Raw genomic sequence first — 18,933 nt, 5'->3', positions numbered from 1 at the left:
TCACGCATCACGGTGCAACCCCGCCCTATGACAAGTCAATTTCCCTTCCGATTCCCCCAATCCTCCGCTGTCAATCGTGCTAACCAGCGTGGCAATCGCTCGCCGCAGATGAAATTATTTCTCTGTCGGCTGCTGCTGGGCTTGAGTTTAGCGCAACTCGCAACGCCAGTTTTGGCCCAAACCGGAAATACTCCTACGAATGCTCCAGCGAATGCTTCAACGAATCCTCCTACAAATACAGCGACCAAATCGGTGGCTGTGCCTGCTGCACCCAAAACGCCCGTTCTAGCGCCCGGTTCCGCCGGTCAGTATGTGCTGGAATTCAACCGTAGTCCGATTGTCAGCAACCGCCTGCGGCTAGAGAGTATCTATGACGAAACGCGACTGTGGTTTACCCGACCGCGCCACTGGAAAACCGACACGGTGAAGGTACAGTTACGCTATCGTCATTCGCCGGCCCTGTATGCCAGCCGTTCCAACCTAACGGTGTTAATCAACGGTACCAGCATTGGCAGCGTGCCCCTCAATCAGCCCGAAGGTCGAGTTGGCAGCGCCATTTTTGACGTTCCGGTACGCCTACTGCGGGACTACAACGAACTTGCCATTGCTGCATTACAAAATAATTCACCCACCTGTACCCAGGACCCTTACGATCCATCCCTGTGGTCGGAAATTTTGCCAGATTCCAAGATTGTTTTTAACGTCCAGCCACAGCCGGTTTCGCTCAATTTCGACCGCTATCCCTATCCTGTGTTCGACACCCTCAGCCTGGAGCCGAACCAAATTGCCTATTTGCAGCCTAAAACTCTCGACGAAACCTGGTTGACCACTGCCGCCCGCTTTCAAGCCTCATTGGGCCAGATTGCCCAATATCGCGCCCTCGATAGTCGCCTTGTAGATACACCCGACCAAGTCAACGATGCCGAGCGGTTAGTGATCATTGGCACCCCAAACGAGCAGCCGATTCTGAGGGAATTGGAGTTACCGGTAGCGCTGGAAAACCGCAAACTCCTAGATGGCAATCAGAAAGCGCTAGGGGATGACGTGGGTGTGCTGCTGATGACAACGGTGAATCAGGGCAAAACCCCGGTGTTAGTTGCCACTGGCAATACGGCGCAAGCGGTAGAGAAAGCGGTACAGTTTATGGTGCAAGCTCCCGATCGCCAGTTGGGGACGGGCAGTGTGATTTTTGTCAACGAAGTGACGGCGGTGTCTCCGCCTCCCCTGCGCGAATGGCGCGGCTACCTGCCACCTACCGATCGGTTCCAGCTGAGCGACCTCAAAACTTTTGAAGACAAGCCCTATACCGACGTGTCAGTGCGCGGCTCCCATGCGCCCGCCTTGGAGTTTGATTTTCGTGCCCTGCCCGACGACCGCATCTTGCCAGGTAGCTCGATGACGCTGCGCTACAGCTATGGCCCCCAGGTGAATCCCTTAACCTCACAAGTAGAGGTGCAGTTGGATGGGGTGCCCTTGGGGGGCGCGCGGCTCACTTCTGTCAGCGGGGCCAATCGCCAGTCCTTGCGGATTGACATTCCTGCTGAAAGCATCAAGCCCAACTCGAAAATGCAGATCAACTTCCGGCTCGATCCGCGTGAACGCCGTTCCTGTAGCCGCGTCACCGATCAGCAGCTCTGGGGCAAAATCCATGCTGACACCAGCTTTGATCTAAAGCGCGAACAGGTGGCCAAACTGCCCGACTTGAAACTGTTGCAGGCAGGCTACCCGTTCACGGCTCCCCAGGATCTGTCCAGTACGGCGATTGTGGTACCCGATAATCCCAACAAAGCCGATCTGCTGCTCATGCTGGAAGTGAGCGAGCGGTTAGGCCGGTTGAGTCGTTATGATACCGTGCAGTTCTCGGTCTACCGGGCTGGCCAATTGCCCGAAGAACAACGGCAATCCAAACATCTGATCGGAATCGGTGTTCAGGCCAAGTTTCCCTTTCCGGAAGCCTACCAGGCTGATAATCTAGCCTTGCAAAACCTGTTTTCCCGGCAGTGGCGCGATAGTCAGGTGCAAACCTTACCGGATGTAGAAGGCGTCATCAAAGCAATCTTTTCGCCCTGGAACCCAGACCGGATGCTGCTGGCCCTGACCAGCCAGACCGACACCGGACTCGACCAAGTGCGCGATTTGATCAGCCGCGATCCGCTGTTCTATCAAATCGAACGTTCTTCAGGTTGGGCTGCTGTATGGTCTGATCTTGCTGATTTGGCAATGGCAACGCCTGCATCGCTACTGGTGGTTAGCCGGATTGGTGGGAATTGGATTAGTAGCTGTACCAGTTGGCTACACTGCCGCTAATTTGTCTCAGGTGACGGTGCTTCCAACTTCCGATCAGCCTGCCCTCGTGATTCAGGACAAAGGCAAAATTGGATTGATTCACAGTGGCAACCTCAAAGATGTGCAATTCAGCCTCTTGCCATTTCTACAACAGCAAGGCATTAATCAACTCGATTGGGCTATCGCTCCCAGCCTGACCACAGACAGCGTCGAAGCATGGCAAACGCTGATTCAAGCTAAATCAGTCAGTATTTTTTACGGTAGTCCCAGCAGTAGCAGTAATACTTCTACTTCATCTCACAATACATTTGCATCTGACTCCACAATAACTTACACAGAATTATTCGAGCAGGTAAAAAACCAGCAGGGAGTTGCTTTACCCCTTTCCATAAGCCACAAAATTCAGGCTGGTGGTACCAGAGTTGAGCTGATCGATACGAGACCGGATATTCTGCGAATACAGTTTCATCACCAAACCTGGTTGTGGCTCAAGGGTGTGCCTAATCTGAAGCGGCAGGCTGACTTGGGGCAGCGGTTATCCAAAATAGATGTGATTGCTTGGTCCGGTAATCCCCTCAGCCCCCAACTGTTAGAAAAACTTCAGCCCAAAACTGCCATTGTGTTTGGCGACCTAATCGACCCGGCGACACAACAGTGGCTGCTTCAACATCGCGTTACCCTACATTCTCTGCCGCAGAAAGGCGCAATCCAATCGACACCCAAGGGTTTTGTAGCCATGCAGAAGGATTAAAGTCGAATTGCCACAACCCAAAATTCGATTTGCAGATCGCCGAATTGCACCCTCACGCATTACAATAGATCGGTTGCCTCTGGAGAGGTGGCAGAGTGGTTGAATGCGCTTGACTCGAAATCAAGTTTGGGGTCACACCCAACGGGGGTTCGAATCCCCCCCTCTCCGTTCAGAATTTGGCTTAGATCTGCTCTTCACTCATCGCCGTTTTGGGACTGTCGCCGTTGTGCCAGTTCCCGCAAGATGTTGCGTGTTTCAGTTTGTAGCCCCACCATCTGCTGACGAAATTCTGCCCGGTCCCGCTGCTCAGCGGCAAGAAAAGCATTGGACTGAGCGATGTAGGCGTTGACGTTAGCATTCAACGCATCGAGATCAGAGGCTAACGTACTCAACAAGCTAACCAGATCTCCAGCGGTGTCTTGAATGAGTTGCCGTGTCTGCTGATTGAATTGCTCAAGCTGCCCCTGAAAGCGATCCTGTCGCTCCGAGAGTTGCTGAGTTGATTGCTCAAGCTGCCCCTGAAAGCGATCCTGTCGCTCCGAGAGTTGCTGAGTTGATTGCTCAAGCTGCTCCTGAAAGCGGTCTTGCCGTTCCGATAGTTGCTGAGTTGATTGCTCAAGCTGCCCCTGAAAGCGATCCTGTCGCTCCGAGAGTTGCAGCAAAATTGCTTCAATCCGGTCCAGTCGTTCAGTCATTCAACCTTGCCCCAAATCGAAATCCAGAATCTGCTCCATTCTCTGAAGCATTTCTTCAAGTAGAGCAGCGCATAACCGTGCAGCTTTGATATTGCACTAGTCAGCACGATTAATTCTAACCTTGCTTGTCAGTGCTGTAACTGTAATAGAGCGACAACATCCGTGCTTGGTGGATTCGTCTTTCTATGCTCAAATGGGTAGAAATATGCCAGAGGTTTGAAGTTTGGGAGGGAAGGATGATTAGACGCTTGATTGATTATCTAATCGAAGGTCTGGTTCCTAACGATGACTCATTGTGTTTAATTGCCAGAATCAATGGCAGCGCTGGGTTTGAACCCCACTCACCAGCCATTCTGACCCGACTAAATGACTTCGAGCAGGGACATCGTTCTCCCAGCATTACAATCGGTAACAGCGAATATCGGTTTTTTGCCAGTTGCACCGACCTTCACCAGCACTATCAGGGAACCTGGTCCTATGACGCGGCAGAATGGTTCATTCAATACACCACCTACATGGCTGCAGTGGAAAGTATTCGAGATACCTACCATCAAATGCGCGAAGTGGATCCAGATAGCCTATCCCCTGACGAACGAGAGCTGCATTTGCAACGGCTAGCGGATATGGAGGAAGTTGCAGTAGCCGTCGATCCGCCTGCATCAATAACGTCAATTCCTTCATTCCCGAAAAGCTGATCGTTACCGTTACCGCCAAATATCTTATCTCGACTGCGTCCGCCTTCAATCCGATCGTTACCTGCACCACCAGACAACTGATCTTCTCCTGCCCCCCCGATTATCTCGTCATTGCCAGCTTCTGCTTCAATTACATAGCCAGTCACATCACCGGGAGAACTAACTCGAATCACATCTCGTCCTGGACTACCCGCTACAACGACTGGCCCCGTAGCCGATTGCTTAAACACTTGAACGGGCTGTTCATTAATAATATTCAAACCCAGAGTGGGGCCGGTGGAGGGTGTACCGGGGGGATTGACTGTAATCAGTTCCGACATAATTACTCCTGCTCGTTACTCCTGCGACTCAAGCATTGCTAGGAGAGTAATAGCTACCGCTGCTCCTTTTGATCCTAATTTTGATCCTTGATGTAGCAGAGCTTGCTCCTCATACTGTTAGATGCAAAGTTTAGCATTGGCCATCAAATATGAACTATGAAATACGTAAGATTCAATAAACTTAATTGCCATATTCAAACCAACAAAAACTAATCGCTTGAAACGCGATCTTGTTAGCATAATTAGAATTTTTAACTAAGCCATACCGGCACTTCATCACTTTAATTGATCGTCACCAATCCTTATATCCTGACGGCAATTCAACCCTTAGAATACGCTGAGATGCTAGAAGTTAGCATCTATTTTGTAAAATCAGCATTCCATCTCTGTCAAATATATATTTGACGAAACGCTTTACCGATTATTGCTACTTAAATAAATTAACTGCTTAAATTGGCAAGCAAAAGCAGCTAATCTACGATCAAATTAGGCTGGTCAATAAAAAAAAACGCCCGACATCCCTTAGATGAGATTGGCTAATGTAAACATAGCCATATTGGCACTGAGATCAGGCAATCACCAGTCAATTAACTAACTTTAACTAACTCGTCAACCATGCCAGGTATACCAATCAAATCATCATGCCCTCTGAACTCTCGTTAAGCTTAGCTCAATTCTCACACAGTGGCACAAATTTTTCTGCCTAAAAAATAAAGGCAGCTAGGACAGCCTAGCTGCGAAATGGCTTAACGCAGGTGCAAGATTTCAAGAAGGATAATTTTATTCGAACCTCATTGAATGCCTAGAGTCAGATAGCGATAAGCAAGTAATCGATAAGGAATTCGTAAAAAAATCGCCCTTAGCGCCTAATAAACTAACTAAGGGCGAGATTAAACTTCAAAACTAGAAATCAATTGACTGGGTAAATCAACTGAATAGTTCAATAAATGACTACGCCACTAATTAACGAACGTTCTTGAGACTATCAGTTTTACGAGTGAAGAAGTCGGTGAAGATGCTCAAGACAGTACGCTTGCGGGTAATAATATTAGCGCTGACAGACATCCCGGACTGCAAGGGTACTTCATTTCCCCGGACGCTGATAGCCTGTCGGTCAATTTCAACCTTGGCTGGGAACCGATAGTAATTGTAAATCTGGTCAGGGGGTAGAGCGTCCGAGCCAACATTGACCAAAGTACCCTTGATGTCACCAAATTCGCTAAATGGGAAGGAATCAACCCGCACATCCACTGGCATTCCTTCGCTGACAAAACCAATATCTTTATTGGTGATGTAAACTTCGGCAACCAGTGCGTTGCCCGGTACAATCTTGAGGATTGGTTCAGAGGAATTGGCAACAAATCCCCGGCCTTTGGCTTGCAGATCAAACACAATACCATCAACAGGTGCGCGCAATTCCTGATATCGCAGGGTTAGCTGAGCTTGACTCAATCGCTTCTCGGATTCAGCAATTTGAGACTCATTATCGAGAATCACCTTATTCAACTGGCTATCGATGGCTGCAATCTGCTCATTGTTTTCGGCAATTTTGTCTAGCAAATCCTTACCTGATACGGCGACCGTGTTAGCCAACTCCTGTTGGGCTTGAGAGATCGCATATTGCAAGCGTTGCTCTTCCTGCTCCAGACGGTTGACCTCTGCCCGTGACTCGATCACCTGCTGCTCTTGCCGAACCACCTGCACGCGCGCAATCCCACCATCAATCAGCAACGGAGCAAGGTCGTTGTAAATTTTCTCGTCAATTGCTAAGCTTTTGCGCGCTGACTGTAATTGGGCTTGAGTTTGGCTGAGCTGCTGCTGAGCTTGAGCCACCTTAGCTTGAGGCTGTTTGGGTCATTTCGCTAGAGTAGTGACCAATCACAGCACTGAGATTGAGCTGAGGAGCTAAGCTGGCCAATCGTTCAGCCGTCTGATTGTAGGGGTCATAAACATGATTCGGATCGTTGACAACCATGATTTGCAATGCGAGCTTGCTAGACGTAATCGGCCCGGCATTACCAAAAACCGAGAAGATGTTGGATCCAGTGATTTTCGGCTGCTCAGCCTGATCAGATTTCCCATTTTGGCTAACATCCGATTCTGCCGATTGACAGAATTCCATCTCTAGGCTGGGAATGTCAAAATTCTGAAAGTTAACCTGAGATTGGATCTGAGCAATTCCGCGTAGAATCTCTGCCGCAATTCTCCCTTGATTATGATGAAACGGCACAACTACAGCCAGAGTATAGATGGGAATGTTCTGTTTTTCTAAAAAGGGCCTTTGATACTCAACTAAACAGTTATTCAGATAAATGCAAATTTCTGGATTACCTCTGCTGTATATTTTCTGTTCTTCATTCCAGGCTTTCACGAAAAATAGCAGCGCTTGGTAATATAACCCCTGTTGATACCGTTGGGTTCCTTTGATTTGAAGCTGAACAATGCGCTGATCCGGCGAATAGAAGAACATCTGCCGCCCAAAGCTGCCTTGAAAATTATCGCTGTTCAACTGAGTGGCCGGATTCAACCGATAGCCATGCGTTGGATTCAGCAAAAAATTCAGAATCAACACCCAGTTATTGGCGATTTCGCTTTGCTCTACCTGCATTAAATCGGCAATTCTGGGATAAATGTTGGCATTGAGCTGATTGCCAACTTCGGCATCGCACAGGTTAACTTTCTCAGCAATTTGCTTGCGGCGATAGCCTAGCAAAAACAAACAGATGATTTCCTTGTCCCGCTGACTGAGCGGCTTTTTATATAAACCTGCTTCTAGTCGCTGCAGAAACAGCTCTATGTCAATCCCTAATTGCGCGATCACCTGCTGATAGCTGGAAACCATAGAAGGCAACTCTTATCCGTACCTAAAACAATACTCCGATTGCTTCGAATTGAAAACTGACGGATGTAGAAGAATCGCTTACAGCTATCAGCACGGCAATAGGGGGTGTTTCCATTCAAGGTCGTCTTACAGCATTTTTCACTCATGTGAGGTATAGGGGGTGTGGGGACTGCCCCCACGCAGGGGCAGTGCCCCTGCACCCCGTTTTTCGTACTTCACTAGCCTGAAAAAGGCTATATCACCAAAGAAGAGCCGCCACTAAATGCTACTAAAACAGACGGAAGTAGCCCTGTCCAATAGACTTGATGAGCAGCGTGACGGCATCCTCCAAAATCATGCGCTGCCAAATGCAGCCGTGAATGAAAGCGAAACTAGCGGATCAAAATTTCAAGTTGATAAGTGGCGTTTCCGCGCGTTTTACCCACTACGATCAGATGATCACCGGTCAGCGGAAACCTCAAGATGTCATCGATTCCTGGAATCAATTCCTGATTATTAGCAGCAACGATTGAATCTATAACAGCGTTATCTTCTAGAGATGTGATATTGAGCCGAACAATTTGTCCAGCTTTGGCATTGACGACATAAACTTCAAAATCGCCTCGCACTGAACTAGTTTCAACGATGCCGGAAGTAGACCCAGGAGCAAACTCAACTCGAAAGGGTTTAAAGTTTGTGGTTTCTGAGAACGAATCTGGCAGCGATTCCCGAAATAAAATGGACCAAGTTCGAGGGCCAACAATTCCATCGACTGTGAGATTAAATAGAGTTTGAAATCGTCGCACGCCTGCTGCGGTCCGAGGACCAAAGTTTCCATCTACGGTTAATGCAGCTAAACCGGTTAGCCCAGGAATGGTGCGGATGATATTCAAGCGCTGCTGAAGTAAGCGAACATCGTCACCTGTACTACCAGAACGGAGGACTGCTAAGGGACGAGAGACGGTTGAAGTAGATTGCATGGAGAATAACCTCATATGTTTCATAAGCTTTAGTTCTAGTATGTCTAAAGCTCAAAGAGTAGTTTTCTCAGTATTGATCTCACCTTTTTCTCAGTTGCCTCAGTTATAGTGTTTGCAGAAGAGATAGGACACTGTTGTAGGCGCGCTGCGCGCAATATCTCTGTCCTAACTGTCGTGGCGACGGCTATATTTTAGTTGTTTCAAGGTTATAAGCATGAAAAAAGGGGCGGAAACGCTCTCCTCTCCCCTTGCCGAGTAAAACAGCTCCAGGAAAAGACTGAATTGTCTAAACTAAAGCTAAATAAGCTGTTGAATAGTCTGACAGAAATTGATGTACTAGAGGTACCCCCATCAGGAGAAATCAGCTTTTGCAAACCAATAGATAACCTAGAAGCAATAAGTCAGGACGTAGCTGAAAAGATCACTCAAGCGCGGAAACAGCGACAGAAATTTGAACAGTCGCGTTTAGAGATGATGCGGAGTTATGCCGACGTGAAAGGCTGCCGACGGGAGTATCTCCTCAACTATTTTGGCGAACAGTACAACAGCCCCTGCAATAACTGTGATAACTGTAAAGCCGGAGTGAGCATTGAAGCGTCCAGTCGTCAACCCTATGCTCTGAATTCTCAAGTTACTCACAAGGAATGGGGTTTGGGAACGGTGTTGCGCTATGAGGGCGATAAAGTAACGATTTTGTTTGATCGAGTTGGCTACAAAACGCTGGATATCCAGACGGCGTTGTTGCGTCGGTTGCTCCAGCGAGTTACTTGATTCCTAACCTATAGGTAGATTTGCAACTTTCCGCAAGAAATAGCGATAATCATTCGTTTTCGTTTGTTATTTTCGTTTTGCTATCATCTCCACCTTTGGAGTTGAATATCCTAGCCTAATCTTCTCCTTCGGGTAGAACAGATTCGAGTTTTTTTAGGATAGCACTATAGATAAGAGTTTATGAAGCGATTCAGGCTAGGTAGCCAAGGATCAGTTGAACTCTTGCTGAATTGAGGAATTTATTATGTCTGGACAAATATGCTGGTTAGAAGGCTTTGCAACCAATGGCGAAAAGATTTTGCATATGCGTCTGCAGCCCCATGAGCCTTGGAAGCCATACACTGCTTTTCCGGGATTGAGTGTGCCAGACTATGACATTCCCAGAGGCTCTAAAGGATGGGCCACCTGCCAAATGCTCTTAAAAGCAGGTTGGAAACTGATTCCATCTGACCAAGCAAAAGCGAGACCTGCAATGGTGCCCTTAGCGAGTGCTACTCAGCGTTGATTGGTAGCTGTTTTAAATCGCCCCTAGCTGTTGGAGAGATGCCGTCAATTACCAATGCAACTAAATGCCGACTAAATGCCGAGCAAATGGCGACCCAGGCATACCGTTGAAAATCACCTGAAGGTTCTGAAACTATGTCTGATAATTGTAACAGCAACAGCAATATGAGCGTTGCATCTAACCACCCGTCTGAGTCATTATCTAAGCCATTGTCTGAATCATTGTCTGAGTCATTGCTTGGGCCAGTATCTGAGCCAGTATCTGAGCCAGTATCCGAAGGTTCATTAGAAGCCGATCAGTTCACGATTCAGCTAAAGCGTGCAATTTGGCTAATAGGTATTCTAGCCTGGATATTTAGCTTCAGCGATCGCGGTATTGCTGCCTTCAAGGATGGCTATCTCTCCCTCACCGAAGGATTGGTGTTACTGGCTATTTTTGTCCTGTTTCTAAGCTGGGTTTCGCTCAAACCCCAACCTCAGCCCCAGCCGCAAAAGGTGGCCCCACCCAAATTGCCTTTCAGTTTCTATCCGGCTCAAAATCACTTGGCTGCGGCCCAAGCCCGCATGGACGAACTGCAACCCTATCACCTGATCAGCCAGTCCTATCTTCTGCCCTATCCCTATCTGCCGCAAATCTATCACCTGCTGAATCTGAAGCACCTGGAAACCATCCATAGCCTTAGTTTGAATAACCTGAAGGTGGTTAAAGTTAGCTCGCTGGAAAAAACCGAGCAGGGTGGTATCGTGACGTTTCAAACTATGCTGGATTCGCCGCTGAACATTCTGCGGATCTGGCGCGAAACGATAACCGAAGTCAAGCTGACGTTGCACACGCCCTATACGGTGGAATTGGGAATTCCGGTCTATGGCGATAAGGTGATCATTGTGTTGTTTAATGCTATTCCTCTGAGTGATACGGAACACCAATTTTGCGTAGACATCTACAGCAACCTCAACTGGTACAAACCCGTTCTCAAACCCATCCTCCACTTTGCTTCCCTGTTAACCCTGATCGAGGATTTGCCATACTTGGAAGCCCTGACGCGCAAGGTGCAGCACCTATCCCAACTCGATCGCGTCCAACTCGACAAATATCTCGACAAACAGCTCGATAAACTCGATAAAACCATTAACCACGAGATGTGGCTGTTCAATCGCTTTATCGGCCTGTATGGCGCTAGCCTGTGGGGAGGGGCAGTATGCTTACCGCTTGGGTGTTGATCCAGCTAAAATTGTACGCGGGTTGTATGGAATTGATTACACAACTTGGTCAGCGTTACAGACACAACGATTGCAATCTGCTTGGCCTCGATCTTTCCTATATGTAGGACGTTATACAGCAGGAAAAGCTGTCGATATCCTGGTTCGTGCGTACAGTAACTATCGTTCCCAAGTCACTGATCCCTGGCCGCTAGTATGCTGTGGAAAAGGTCCTCTAGAATTTCATTGGGAGGGAGTATCAGGTATCGTCAATCGAGGGTTTCTGCAACCGGCTGAGATGAATAGCATCTGGCAAACAGCAGGAGTATTTATTCTCCCTAGTCGCTCTGACCCATGGCCCTTGGCTCTAGTTGAAGCGGCTGCCGCAGGATTACCTATTCTTTGTACAGATGCTTGCGGCTCTGGGGTGGAAGTTGTTCGTCCTTGGTACAACGGTTTAATTATTCCACCAAGCGATGTCAATGCTTTGACTCAAGCTTTGTTGGTATTCCATCATTACTACGACGAATTACCAACCTGGGGACAGCGCTCTCAGCAGTCTGCAGCTCCCTACGCATCCGAAATTTGGGCCATTCGGTGGAAAGAGATGTTGCAAAACTTGTCCTTAAGCCAGACAACCGAGGATAACCTCAACTTTTCTACCATTACAAGAACAGCGTGAGAAATTAACCCATGGATTTTGTCACCCAGCTTCTGAACGTTGTTTTCAGCCCTCCTGGATTAATTGGGATTGCGCTTGGTTTAGTTTTGGTGGTGCAAGCTAACCGTTCACCTCACCTAGCATGGCTATTATTCAGTTTGTGTTGCTTTGCAGCATCTTTAGGAAAATTTCGAGACGAATTTGTTTTGGAACCACCACCGCTGGTTTTCCCATTACAGCAACTGCGCGATAATGGGCGACCTCTTGCCATTGTTTTGCTAGCGCTCGTATTCATGGTTGGACAAAAAGCTCAAAACGGCTGGCGGCAACAATTGGTACCTCAAGCAGTGAGGTATTTATTTTTTGTTCAGATTGCTGTTTTAATTAAAACCCTACTCTATGGAGATCAAGAATTTGCAATTTTAGCCATTTTGACATTTGGTTTTGTTGTTTATACGGTCAGGTTAGGTCCATCTCGTTGGTTACAAAACGATGAGGCATTTAGACTGGCAGTATGGTCAATCGCTATGGTTGCTATTATTTTTATGCTTGTCAACGCATACCAAGCACTATTCGATCGCCATCCAATTACCTTTGTTCAAGGACGTTTTCTAGGCACCACTGGTAATCCATTACACGCTACTGTGTTACTAGCATCAACAGTTCCGTGTTTTGTATTTATGGTAGAGAGTTCACCCAAATGGTTTTGGAATAAAATATTTTGGATTCTTGGGTTGCTATGTACTGTCTATGCTCTGTTTCTAACGGGTTCACGTACAGGCGTCCTAATGTCAGCAATTTCTATTTTGTTTTTTTATCGCCAAAAACCCACCGCCCTGTTGCGACTCGGTCTAGTTATAGGAGTTGCCTTGATCATTATCTTGCCCACCTTAGGAGTTGATCTCTCTAGTTTAAGTGGTACAGATCCTGCTGTTGCTGACAGATTCACATCAACTGACAATACAAGGGCAGGCCCTTGGGCAGCTATGTGGCGAGCCTTCACAAACTACCCTGTTTTTGGTGCACCGTTACGAGGTTCTCGAATTATTTACGGTGAGAATTCGTGGTTAGGAGCTGGAGCCAACTTGGGTATTATGGGACTTTTCCCGCTGATCCTATTTGGCTTATCTTGTATACAGACCATTGTGAAAATATCGCAACTCAGCAAACGTAACCCATCTTATTTCTTGCAAGCTAGTACAGTAGTGGCTGGTCTAACTTCGCTGCTCATTGGTAGTATTTTTGAAGCATTTTTACTAGGTAATCTTAGCTTTGCACTCCTGGTTTTGTTGACCTACTTGCTATTAGGACAATATCTAATGGAAGTCGATCGGGCAATGCAAATCTATAACACTTGGTCGATAGTCACAAGTTCTCAATTGCCAATTATAGAATCGCAAGGAAACAGCTCAGTTTTTTAGTGTGATCGTGAAGCAATACGCTCAGATTCGTTAGGGATAAATATTGAACATGCAATCAATTCAACCACTACGGGTCTGCCAAGTTGTATCCAGTATCAATGAATTTACAGGCGGAACTGCTGTTCCAGCCTCACGACCTGTACCTTCCAACGCCAGCTTCCGGCTCTACGCTGGTTTTCCCGCACCTGGAATTTCTACAGTCAACCGCGCCAGTTTCAGAAGTTTGCCCTCAGCGCTGAGCTACCGCAAGCCTCATTCGATCAGCTCATTCCGATTTTGCAAAAACGCCGCTACAAGATCTTTCAGGACGGCGACAAACTCTATGCCCATAAAGGAATTGTGGGACGGATCGGGCCAATCGTCGTTCATGCCAGCATGCTGTTGATTTTGTTGGGGGCAATTTGGGGGGCAATGACCGGCTTTTTTGCGCAGGAAATGGTGCCCAGCGGTGAAACATTTCAGGTGCGCAATATTTTCGATGCTGGTCCGTGGGCGGCAGCCCAAATTCCCAAAGATTGGTCAGTTAAGGTCAATCGCTTCTGGATTGACTACACCCCTGACGGCACAATCGATCAGTTCTATTCCGACCTTTCGGTGCTGAATCAAGCAGGCGAAGAAGTCGATCGGCAAACGATTCACGTCAACAAACCGCTGCGTCACAACGGTGTTACCTTCTATCAGGCCGATTGGGCCGTGGCTGCCGTGCGGTTTCGCCTCAACAATAGTCCCGTCCTACAATTGCCGATGGCCCAACTCGATACGGGTGGAGCAGGCCGACTATGGGGCACCTGGATTCCGACTAAGCCGGATCTGAGCGATGGTGTTTCTGTAGTTGCAAAGGATTTACAGGGCATTTTGCTGGTCTACGATATGCAGGGCAAACTGATTGCTACTGTCCGTCAAGGCATGTCTACCGACGTAAACGGCACAACCCTTTCAATTGTTGAAATCATCGGCAGCACTGGACTGCAAATTAAAGCCGATCCGGGGATCCCAATCGTCTATGCTGGCTTTGGCTTGCTGATGCTGGGTGTCGTGCTCAGCTACGTGTCCCATTCTCAGATTTGGGCCTTGCGCACAGCAGACAATTTCTATATCGGCGGCAGAACTAATCGGGCACAGTTAGCCTTTGAACGCGAAATGCTGGAAATGCTCGATCAACTGACTCAGCCACCCCCCGCACTTGCACAATCGATGGAGCAGCCAACTGGTTAGTGGCTATTGATAGCTAGGGTTAAAGCGTTAGTTCACACCGCTAAAAGCATCTGACTGAGCCAAAACGCAACTCCAGCGCTTCCCAGTGGCACAGTCAGATTGTCGATTCCCAGGTTTGAAAACGCCTCCAAACTTGCGGCAACCCCTGCCACAACCAGAGCAACAGCCCAAACTTGCCAGCTTGATCCGTAAACGCTAAGTAGAATCAAACTGCTGATTATCCAGCTCACCAATAGCATGGCCAGCGAGCCTTCCCAACTCTTTTGCATGCCGCCCAGCTTATAGCGATGCTGCCCCCAGTGTTGCCCAATTAAGGCGGCTAAGCCATCGCCCCAGGTCATGATTAATACGCCCAGCACAGCAATATGGGGAGCGTTTTGCCAAAAGCAGGCAATCAACACGCCAATACTGATGGCGTAAAAGAAAGTTCCCAGGCTCTTGCGTCCAACACTATCAATTCCAGGCAATAACGGAAATCGGTACGATAACAGCGTAATCGCGCTAAATAAAATAGATGCGCCAATCCCCACCGCAGCCGGAATCCCCAACCACCAGGCAAACAAGATGACATTTCCGGCACCGATATGTACCACTTTGCGAATCACTTCCGCATCCACAAGTTTCCAGTACCGCAGCCCAAAGGCTACCAACACCACAAAGCCAACCCAGAGCGCCGCAATGCCAATTTGAAGCCACAAGGTCGGTTCCGTCAGTTGTGTCAAGCCATCTTGTGTTAGTCCATCTAGCAAGAATCGCCCACCTGAACTTCGTTCTGTTTCTCACTTTACCTGTTTCTCACTTTAGAAGATTTTGCCGCTTTCTAAGCTACACCCAAGACTGAGCAAAAACCTGAAGGCCGCAGATTGCCTTTCGGCGAGTTCCCTAACCGCCTTATACTGAAGCTTATAGGTTTGTTAAGTTTCCTATGGTTGCCTCAACTCCTTCCATCGAATTTTTTGAGGGCATTCCTGAAGACCTCAGTGATGTCAGCCTGCGTCAAAACCGAGCTACAGGTGTGCGCTCAGTTCTAATGACGTTTACGGTACTGCGGTCAATTGAACGGTTCAGGAGCTACACCAATCGGTTTGCCAAAGCGCTGCTGCTAACCGATGATGAGGGCCAAGAAGTGCGGCTTCATCGAATTCTATATCATCGATACGCACCTCGGTCGTCCTAAGAGCTCTTGATATGAACGACGTTACAATGATGCCAAGAATGAACAGCGAAGCGATCTGTATTCCGCTCGGCTGCGCGATCATATTCACTATCGTCGTATATGAAAAAACAATAGTTATTGCCAGAAAAGCCAACCAACGTTTTTGTCCCTTTCGGCGAGCAGAGATCGTAACGGCAACCGCCGCCGAGGTCATCAGCATCAGGACTCCGGTAGCATACGCGCCGCCCTGTGCATTGACGCGCGCCTGGAAAAGTATCGTTACAACAAAGCATATCGCCGTGAAAACAAATACGAGCGGCCGTGTTGCCCGAGCCCAATCCGGGGCCATTCCATAACGCGGCAGATAGCGAGGAACGATATTCAAAAGGCCTGCCATTGCAGATGCACCGGCAAACCAAAGGATAGTGATAGTAGAAATGTCGTAAACCGTCCCGAATGCAGGTCCGATGTAGTCGTGGGCGAGATACGAGATCGCTCGACCATATGCCTTGCCGCCTTCCTGGATCTCAGAATACGGCACAAGCATCGTGGTGATAATGCTGCTGCCTATCAAGTAAAAGCTCATTATCACTGCCGCCCCGGTCAAGAGTTTCTTTCCATTCCGGATACGGCCCCCTATGTGCTTTTCTACGTCTGCGGATGGAGGCTCGGAGCCGAGAGACGATAGATGGACCGCACGGCCGTTAGTCTTCGGCATTGGTTCATCGCTCTTTACAAGCGGCATCACCACAACGCCTGTTTCAAATCCTGACAGCCCGAGTGCCAATTTCGGGAATACCAAGAGTGAACCAATTGCAAGATAAATAAGGCTTCCTTCAACTGACGGATGTTCCCAGATGTTTGTCTGCCAGTTTGCGATGACTTCAGGCTGCACGAAAAGGATCTGGTAAATACCGACCGCTATGGTGATCAAATTTAGTGTTAGGAAAACGGCGACGATTACCACCGCAAGACCGATCACTTCGTTGAAACCGCGGAGAAAGACTATACCGAGAATGCCGATAAGTATAAGCGTGACAATTATCCGGTGATCCAGAAAATGGAGATTTTCAGCCACGTATGGGTTCTCAATGATGTGAGCCGTAGCATCCGCGGCCGATAGCGTGATCGTTATGATGAAGCTGGTTGCTACAAATCCTAACAGAACGAGCACAAACATCTTTCCTTTCCATCGGGAAAGCAGGCTTTCGAGCATTGAAATGGAGCCGTCGCCATGTGGGCTTTCCTCCGCAACCCGTCTATACATCGGCAGAGCGCCGAACAACGTTAAAAGAACAAGGACGAGCGTTGCAAAAGGTGAAAGGGCACCCGCGGCGATCAGTGCGATGCCGGGTTGATATCCGAGGGTGGAAAAATAATCTACACCCGTAAGGCACATCACTTTCCACCAAGCGTGCTGCGGATGCCGGCCTGCCGGTTCGTGAGGGCCCTCCATCTCGGTGATGTCCTTGAAGAGCCAATCTCGCAGTCTACTCTTCCCACGTTTCTTCATACCAGACAATAAAAAGACCGCCCGTCAAAATATCGGCGGTCGCGATCCCATTAACTATTCTCGTGCGGAGCTATATGCAGCCTGCATTATCAGCCTGACCTAAATCTGCTCGATCTCCGAAAATGTCCTTTTCTGCTATCGGGCAAAATTTTAAGGGCGGCGTCTCCCACACCGCCGCCCGTTAGGTCACAAGTCCTCACCCCTCGTGACCTGGTGTTCACCGGGGAGGTGAACACTCAAATTATGCACACCGGTTGCCAAAAATCAACATTATAATAAAGTAAATATTCGCCCTTGTTCCCACTGTTTTCTCACAATTACCTCGCCTTAGTGACATTTAATACTCCGGGCAAAAATCCTAACAGTTCTGAGTTCCTCTTGAGCAAAATAGAATATCCGCCCGGCGGCGTGCCTGCTTCGGCAAGAACATCAAAACTGATCACCGAAATGCCTTCATAATCCGAATGAACGATCATCGAATCCTTCAAGACGCGGATCATGTCAGACCTGAACGTAACAGTATCCGGACTATCGGCGGCCGACGGCAGCTGGACAAAAACGCGTACCGGTGTTTCCGGTGTAATTTGAACCGCAACATTTGAAAGCTGGCCGTTAATGCCGAAGAGAAGGTCAGTTGGTACTTTTCGCTGAGAAACACGAAACGTCTCGCGTCGGTTTTATCGGGCTGATCCGGCTCGCACTTCTCCGGCTACCCAACATTCTGAACGCCCGGTAGGATCTGGCTTAGGGTTAGCAATTGCCAAAGTGATTGTGGAGAACCACCACGGCCAGATTCAGGTGACCAGTACGCTGAACCAAGGAACGACCTTTACGGTGTGGCTGCCTTGCCAGAAAAATGTTGCTTTAGCACATCCCAACGGGAGCAGTGCCAGTAATCTACATGGGAAATGATCTGCTCCTCGTGATCGAGCTGTAGCTCGCTCCAACCGGAAATCACGATCTGAGGCCGCCAAGGTAATGGGGTTGTCCAGCTCAGAGTCCAGTCGGTGCGAATCTGGTTGTCCGTGCGCTGAATCTGGTGCAACTCCAGATTGGGATCGAGAAACCAGGTGTTGATGAACTGGATCATCTGCTGATAGCGCCCTCGCCCCCTAAATTCGTTCAGGGGGTCTTTGAAATAGACATCCTCAGCATAGATACGGTAAGTCTGATTTCGCGGAAAATTGCGGTAGTCTGCTTCCAGAATCTCCAAAATCTCCATCGTGACCTCTATTTCTAGCCAACTGCGCTGGTAGTTAATGAAATTCGCCAATTACCCTTGGCGGAATTGCAAACTTTCGTTACATTCGTTTCATAAAGTTCTATAGTATCTCTAAGTCGTTGGCACCAAGTCCTTGGCATCAAGTTGTTGGGACCAAATTGTTGGGACCAAGTCCTTGGCATCAAGTTGTTGGGACCAAGTTGTTGGGACCAAGTTGTTGGGACCAAGTTACAGAGGTCACTCAGGCCATCACTTGAGTCAGCCCTTGGGTCATCAGTAGGTCAAAGATTGGGTGAGGTTTTGAATACAACCCGTTCTATGCTCCAGCTCTGTCCCTTTTCGATTTAGGTTGCCCAGCATGGTTACTCATTCTAGTTCACAGATTAGCTTGGCTTCTAGCTCGTCGCAATTGCCCATCCCGCCTATGGAACCTACGCCGATCTTTTCGCAAAAATTGGTGGATCGCTGTCACATCCTGCTGCCCGATACCCCCAAACCCACCAGCGCCATTTACTATGAGGGGCAGTACTATGCCTACGTCAAGTTCTTCCCGACGGTAGAGACCGCTCGGCAAAAGGCAGCTCTCCTAGCTCAGCGGGGCAACTCGGTGCTGCTAACGCGGGTTCCCAAGGGACTAGTGCTGTGGGTATATGAGCCAGATGCTCAGCCTGTTTCCAGTTCGGTCTCTAAGTAGCGTCTTTGGAGTAACAGACTCTAGGGAA

19 protein-coding genes, 1 tRNA gene and 1 pseudogene are annotated in these 18,933 nt (G+C 48.4%); 12 read left to right on the top strand and 9 right to left on the bottom strand.

The genetic code is table 11. The annotated features are described in order from the left end of the window. Positions 1-27: 27 nt before the first annotated feature. From JVX88_RS21930 to JVX88_RS21920, 3 genes are all read left to right on the top strand, one after another. Positions 28-2,307 (top strand): cellulose biosynthesis cyclic di-GMP-binding regulatory protein BcsB, encoded by a 2,280-nt coding sequence (locus JVX88_RS21930; RefSeq protein ID WP_211620260.1) that lies wholly within the window; start codon positions 28-30, stop codon positions 2,305-2,307. Then, positions 2,261-3,037 (top strand): hypothetical protein, encoded by a 777-nt coding sequence (locus JVX88_RS21925; RefSeq protein ID WP_211620259.1) that lies wholly within the window; start codon positions 2,261-2,263, stop codon positions 3,035-3,037. Before JVX88_RS21930 ends, JVX88_RS21925 begins: the two co-directional genes overlap by 47 nt. An 81-nt stretch (positions 3,038-3,118) precedes the next feature. Beyond that, positions 3,119-3,205 (top strand) — tRNA-Ser (locus JVX88_RS21920). A 26-nt stretch (positions 3,206-3,231) separates the two neighbouring features. On the opposite strand, the gene JVX88_RS21915 is transcribed toward JVX88_RS21920, so the two are convergent. The 5 genes from JVX88_RS21915 to JVX88_RS21895 form a co-directional block, all read right to left on the bottom strand. Beyond that, complete coding sequence (locus JVX88_RS21915; protein WP_211620257.1) at positions 3,232-3,732, bottom strand: hypothetical protein; 501 nt, start codon at positions 3,730-3,732, stop codon at positions 3,232-3,234. Positions 3,733-4,282: 550 nt separating this feature from the next. Beyond that, the gene (locus JVX88_RS21910; RefSeq protein ID WP_211620254.1) at positions 4,283-4,747 is read right to left on the bottom strand and encodes a calcium-binding protein; all 465 of its coding nucleotides are present in this window, start codon (positions 4,745-4,747) and stop codon (positions 4,283-4,285) included. Positions 4,748-5,710: 963 nt separating this feature from the next. Beyond that, on the bottom strand, positions 5,711-6,580 hold the full coding sequence (locus JVX88_RS21905; RefSeq protein ID WP_211620253.1) for an HlyD family efflux transporter periplasmic adaptor subunit: 870 nt from the start codon (positions 6,578-6,580) through the stop codon (positions 5,711-5,713). A gap of 1 nt (position 6,581) precedes the next feature. After that, positions 6,582-7,589, bottom strand: coding sequence for a hypothetical protein (locus JVX88_RS21900; protein ID WP_211620252.1), 1,008 nt, complete (start codon positions 7,587-7,589; stop codon positions 6,582-6,584). A 371-nt stretch (positions 7,590-7,960) separates the two neighbouring features. Further along, complete coding sequence (locus JVX88_RS21895; protein WP_211620251.1) at positions 7,961-8,548, bottom strand: peptidoglycan-binding domain-containing protein; 588 nt, start codon at positions 8,546-8,548, stop codon at positions 7,961-7,963. A 309-nt stretch (positions 8,549-8,857) separates the two neighbouring features. On the opposite strand from JVX88_RS21895, the gene JVX88_RS21890 reads away from it, so the two are divergent. From JVX88_RS21890 to JVX88_RS21865, 6 genes are all read left to right on the top strand, one after another. Further along, entirely contained in the window at positions 8,858-9,319 is a 462-nt protein-coding gene (locus JVX88_RS21890; RefSeq protein ID WP_211620250.1) for a DUF3553 domain-containing protein, read from the top strand. Between the two features lie 244 nt (positions 9,320-9,563). Beyond that, complete coding sequence (locus tag JVX88_RS21885) at positions 9,564-9,824, top strand: hypothetical protein (protein WP_211620249.1); 261 nt, start codon at positions 9,564-9,566, stop codon at positions 9,822-9,824. A 209-nt stretch (positions 9,825-10,033) separates the two neighbouring features. After that, positions 10,034-11,044, top strand: coding sequence for a hypothetical protein (locus JVX88_RS21880; protein WP_211620247.1), 1,011 nt, complete (start codon positions 10,034-10,036; stop codon positions 11,042-11,044). Further along, positions 10,995-11,705: a glycosyltransferase family 4 protein gene (locus JVX88_RS21875; RefSeq protein ID WP_211620245.1), complete on the top strand. Its 711-nt coding sequence runs from the start codon at positions 10,995-10,997 to the stop codon at positions 11,703-11,705. The genes JVX88_RS21880 and JVX88_RS21875 overlap by 50 nt, the downstream gene beginning before the upstream one ends. An 11-nt stretch (positions 11,706-11,716) precedes the next feature. After that, the gene (locus JVX88_RS21870) at positions 11,717-13,105 is read left to right on the top strand and encodes an O-antigen ligase family protein (protein ID WP_211620243.1); all 1,389 of its coding nucleotides are present in this window, start codon (positions 11,717-11,719) and stop codon (positions 13,103-13,105) included. 102 nt (positions 13,106-13,207) lie between these two features. Continuing rightward, positions 13,208-14,320 carry a cytochrome c biogenesis protein gene (locus JVX88_RS21865; RefSeq protein WP_211628806.1) on the top strand — a complete coding sequence of 371 codons (1,113 nt, stop codon included), beginning with the start codon at positions 13,208-13,210 and terminating at the stop codon, positions 14,318-14,320. Between the two features lie 32 nt (positions 14,321-14,352). On the opposite strand, the gene JVX88_RS21860 is transcribed toward JVX88_RS21865, so the two are convergent. Further along, entirely contained in the window at positions 14,353-15,042 is a 690-nt protein-coding gene (locus JVX88_RS21860) for a diacylglycerol/polyprenol kinase family protein (protein ID WP_211620242.1), read from the bottom strand. 203 nt (positions 15,043-15,245) lie between these two features. On the opposite strand from JVX88_RS21860, the gene psb28 reads away from it, so the two are divergent. Beyond that, positions 15,246-15,497 (top strand): photosystem II reaction center protein Psb28, encoded by a 252-nt coding sequence (gene psb28, locus JVX88_RS44290; protein WP_211620240.1) that lies wholly within the window; start codon positions 15,246-15,248, stop codon positions 15,495-15,497. Here psb28 and JVX88_RS21850 read toward each other — a convergent pair. Next, the gene (locus tag JVX88_RS21850; protein ID WP_211620238.1) at positions 15,385-16,932 is read right to left on the bottom strand and encodes an amino acid transporter; all 1,548 of its coding nucleotides are present in this window, start codon (positions 16,930-16,932) and stop codon (positions 15,385-15,387) included. The two genes, psb28 and JVX88_RS21850, sit on opposite strands and share 113 nt — an antisense overlap. Before the next feature lie 374 nt (positions 16,933-17,306). Next, positions 17,307-17,489 carry a hypothetical protein gene (locus JVX88_RS21845; protein WP_211620236.1) on the bottom strand — a complete coding sequence of 61 codons (183 nt, stop codon included), beginning with the start codon at positions 17,487-17,489 and terminating at the stop codon, positions 17,307-17,309. 235 nt (positions 17,490-17,724) lie between these two features. On the opposite strand from JVX88_RS21845, the pseudogene JVX88_RS38830 reads away from it, so the two are divergent. Continuing rightward, positions 17,725-17,901: pseudogene (locus tag JVX88_RS38830) on the top strand (ATP-binding protein); the annotation flags it as partial. Here JVX88_RS38830 and JVX88_RS21840 read toward each other — a convergent pair. Then, a complete protein-coding gene (locus JVX88_RS21840) occupies positions 17,819-18,211 on the bottom strand; it encodes a DUF2358 domain-containing protein (RefSeq protein WP_211620234.1) in 393 nt (130 codons plus the stop codon). The pseudogene JVX88_RS38830 and the gene JVX88_RS21840 sit on opposite strands and share 83 nt — an antisense overlap. Before the next feature lie 358 nt (positions 18,212-18,569). On the opposite strand from JVX88_RS21840, the gene JVX88_RS21835 reads away from it, so the two are divergent. Beyond that, positions 18,570-18,905, top strand: a complete 336-nt coding sequence (locus JVX88_RS21835; RefSeq protein WP_211620232.1) for a hypothetical protein — start codon at positions 18,570-18,572, stop codon at positions 18,903-18,905. Positions 18,906-18,933 lie beyond the last annotated feature (28 nt).

This window comes from Leptolyngbya sp. 7M, from assembly GCF_018128485.1.
The sequence above is the reverse complement of the archived record's forward strand: the minus strand, read 5'-3'. Positions and strand labels throughout refer to the sequence as shown.

Coding starts and splice junctions, on each gene's coding strand:
- JVX88_RS21910 (WP_211620254.1), bottom strand. CDS start 4,747: ATGTCGGAACTGATTACAGTCAATCCCCCCGGTACACCCTCCACCGGC.
- JVX88_RS21835 (WP_211620232.1), top strand. CDS start 18,570: ATGGTTACTCATTCTAGTTCACAGATTAGCTTGGCTTCTAGCTCGTCG.
- JVX88_RS21895 (WP_211620251.1), bottom strand. CDS start 8,548: ATGCAATCTACTTCAACCGTCTCTCGTCCCTTAGCAGTCCTCCGTTCT.
- psb28 (WP_211620240.1), top strand. CDS start 15,246: ATGGTTGCCTCAACTCCTTCCATCGAATTTTTTGAGGGCATTCCTGAA.
- JVX88_RS21885 (WP_211620249.1), top strand. CDS start 9,564: ATGTCTGGACAAATATGCTGGTTAGAAGGCTTTGCAACCAATGGCGAA.
- JVX88_RS21850 (WP_211620238.1), bottom strand. CDS start 16,932: ATGGAGGGCCCTCACGAACCGGCAGGCCGGCATCCGCAGCACGCTTGG.
- JVX88_RS21915 (WP_211620257.1), bottom strand. CDS start 3,732: ATGACTGAACGACTGGACCGGATTGAAGCAATTTTGCTGCAACTCTCG.
- JVX88_RS21845 (WP_211620236.1), bottom strand. CDS start 17,489: ATGATCCGCGTCTTGAAGGATTCGATGATCGTTCATTCGGATTATGAA.
- JVX88_RS21900 (WP_211620252.1), bottom strand. CDS start 7,589: ATGGTTTCCAGCTATCAGCAGGTGATCGCGCAATTAGGGATTGACATA.
- JVX88_RS21870 (WP_211620243.1), top strand. CDS start 11,717: ATGGATTTTGTCACCCAGCTTCTGAACGTTGTTTTCAGCCCTCCTGGA.
- JVX88_RS21840 (WP_211620234.1), bottom strand. CDS start 18,211: ATGGAGATTTTGGAGATTCTGGAAGCAGACTACCGCAATTTTCCGCGA.
- JVX88_RS21930 (WP_211620260.1), top strand. CDS start 28: ATGACAAGTCAATTTCCCTTCCGATTCCCCCAATCCTCCGCTGTCAAT.
- JVX88_RS21875 (WP_211620245.1), top strand. CDS start 10,995: ATGGCGCTAGCCTGTGGGGAGGGGCAGTATGCTTACCGCTTGGGTGTT.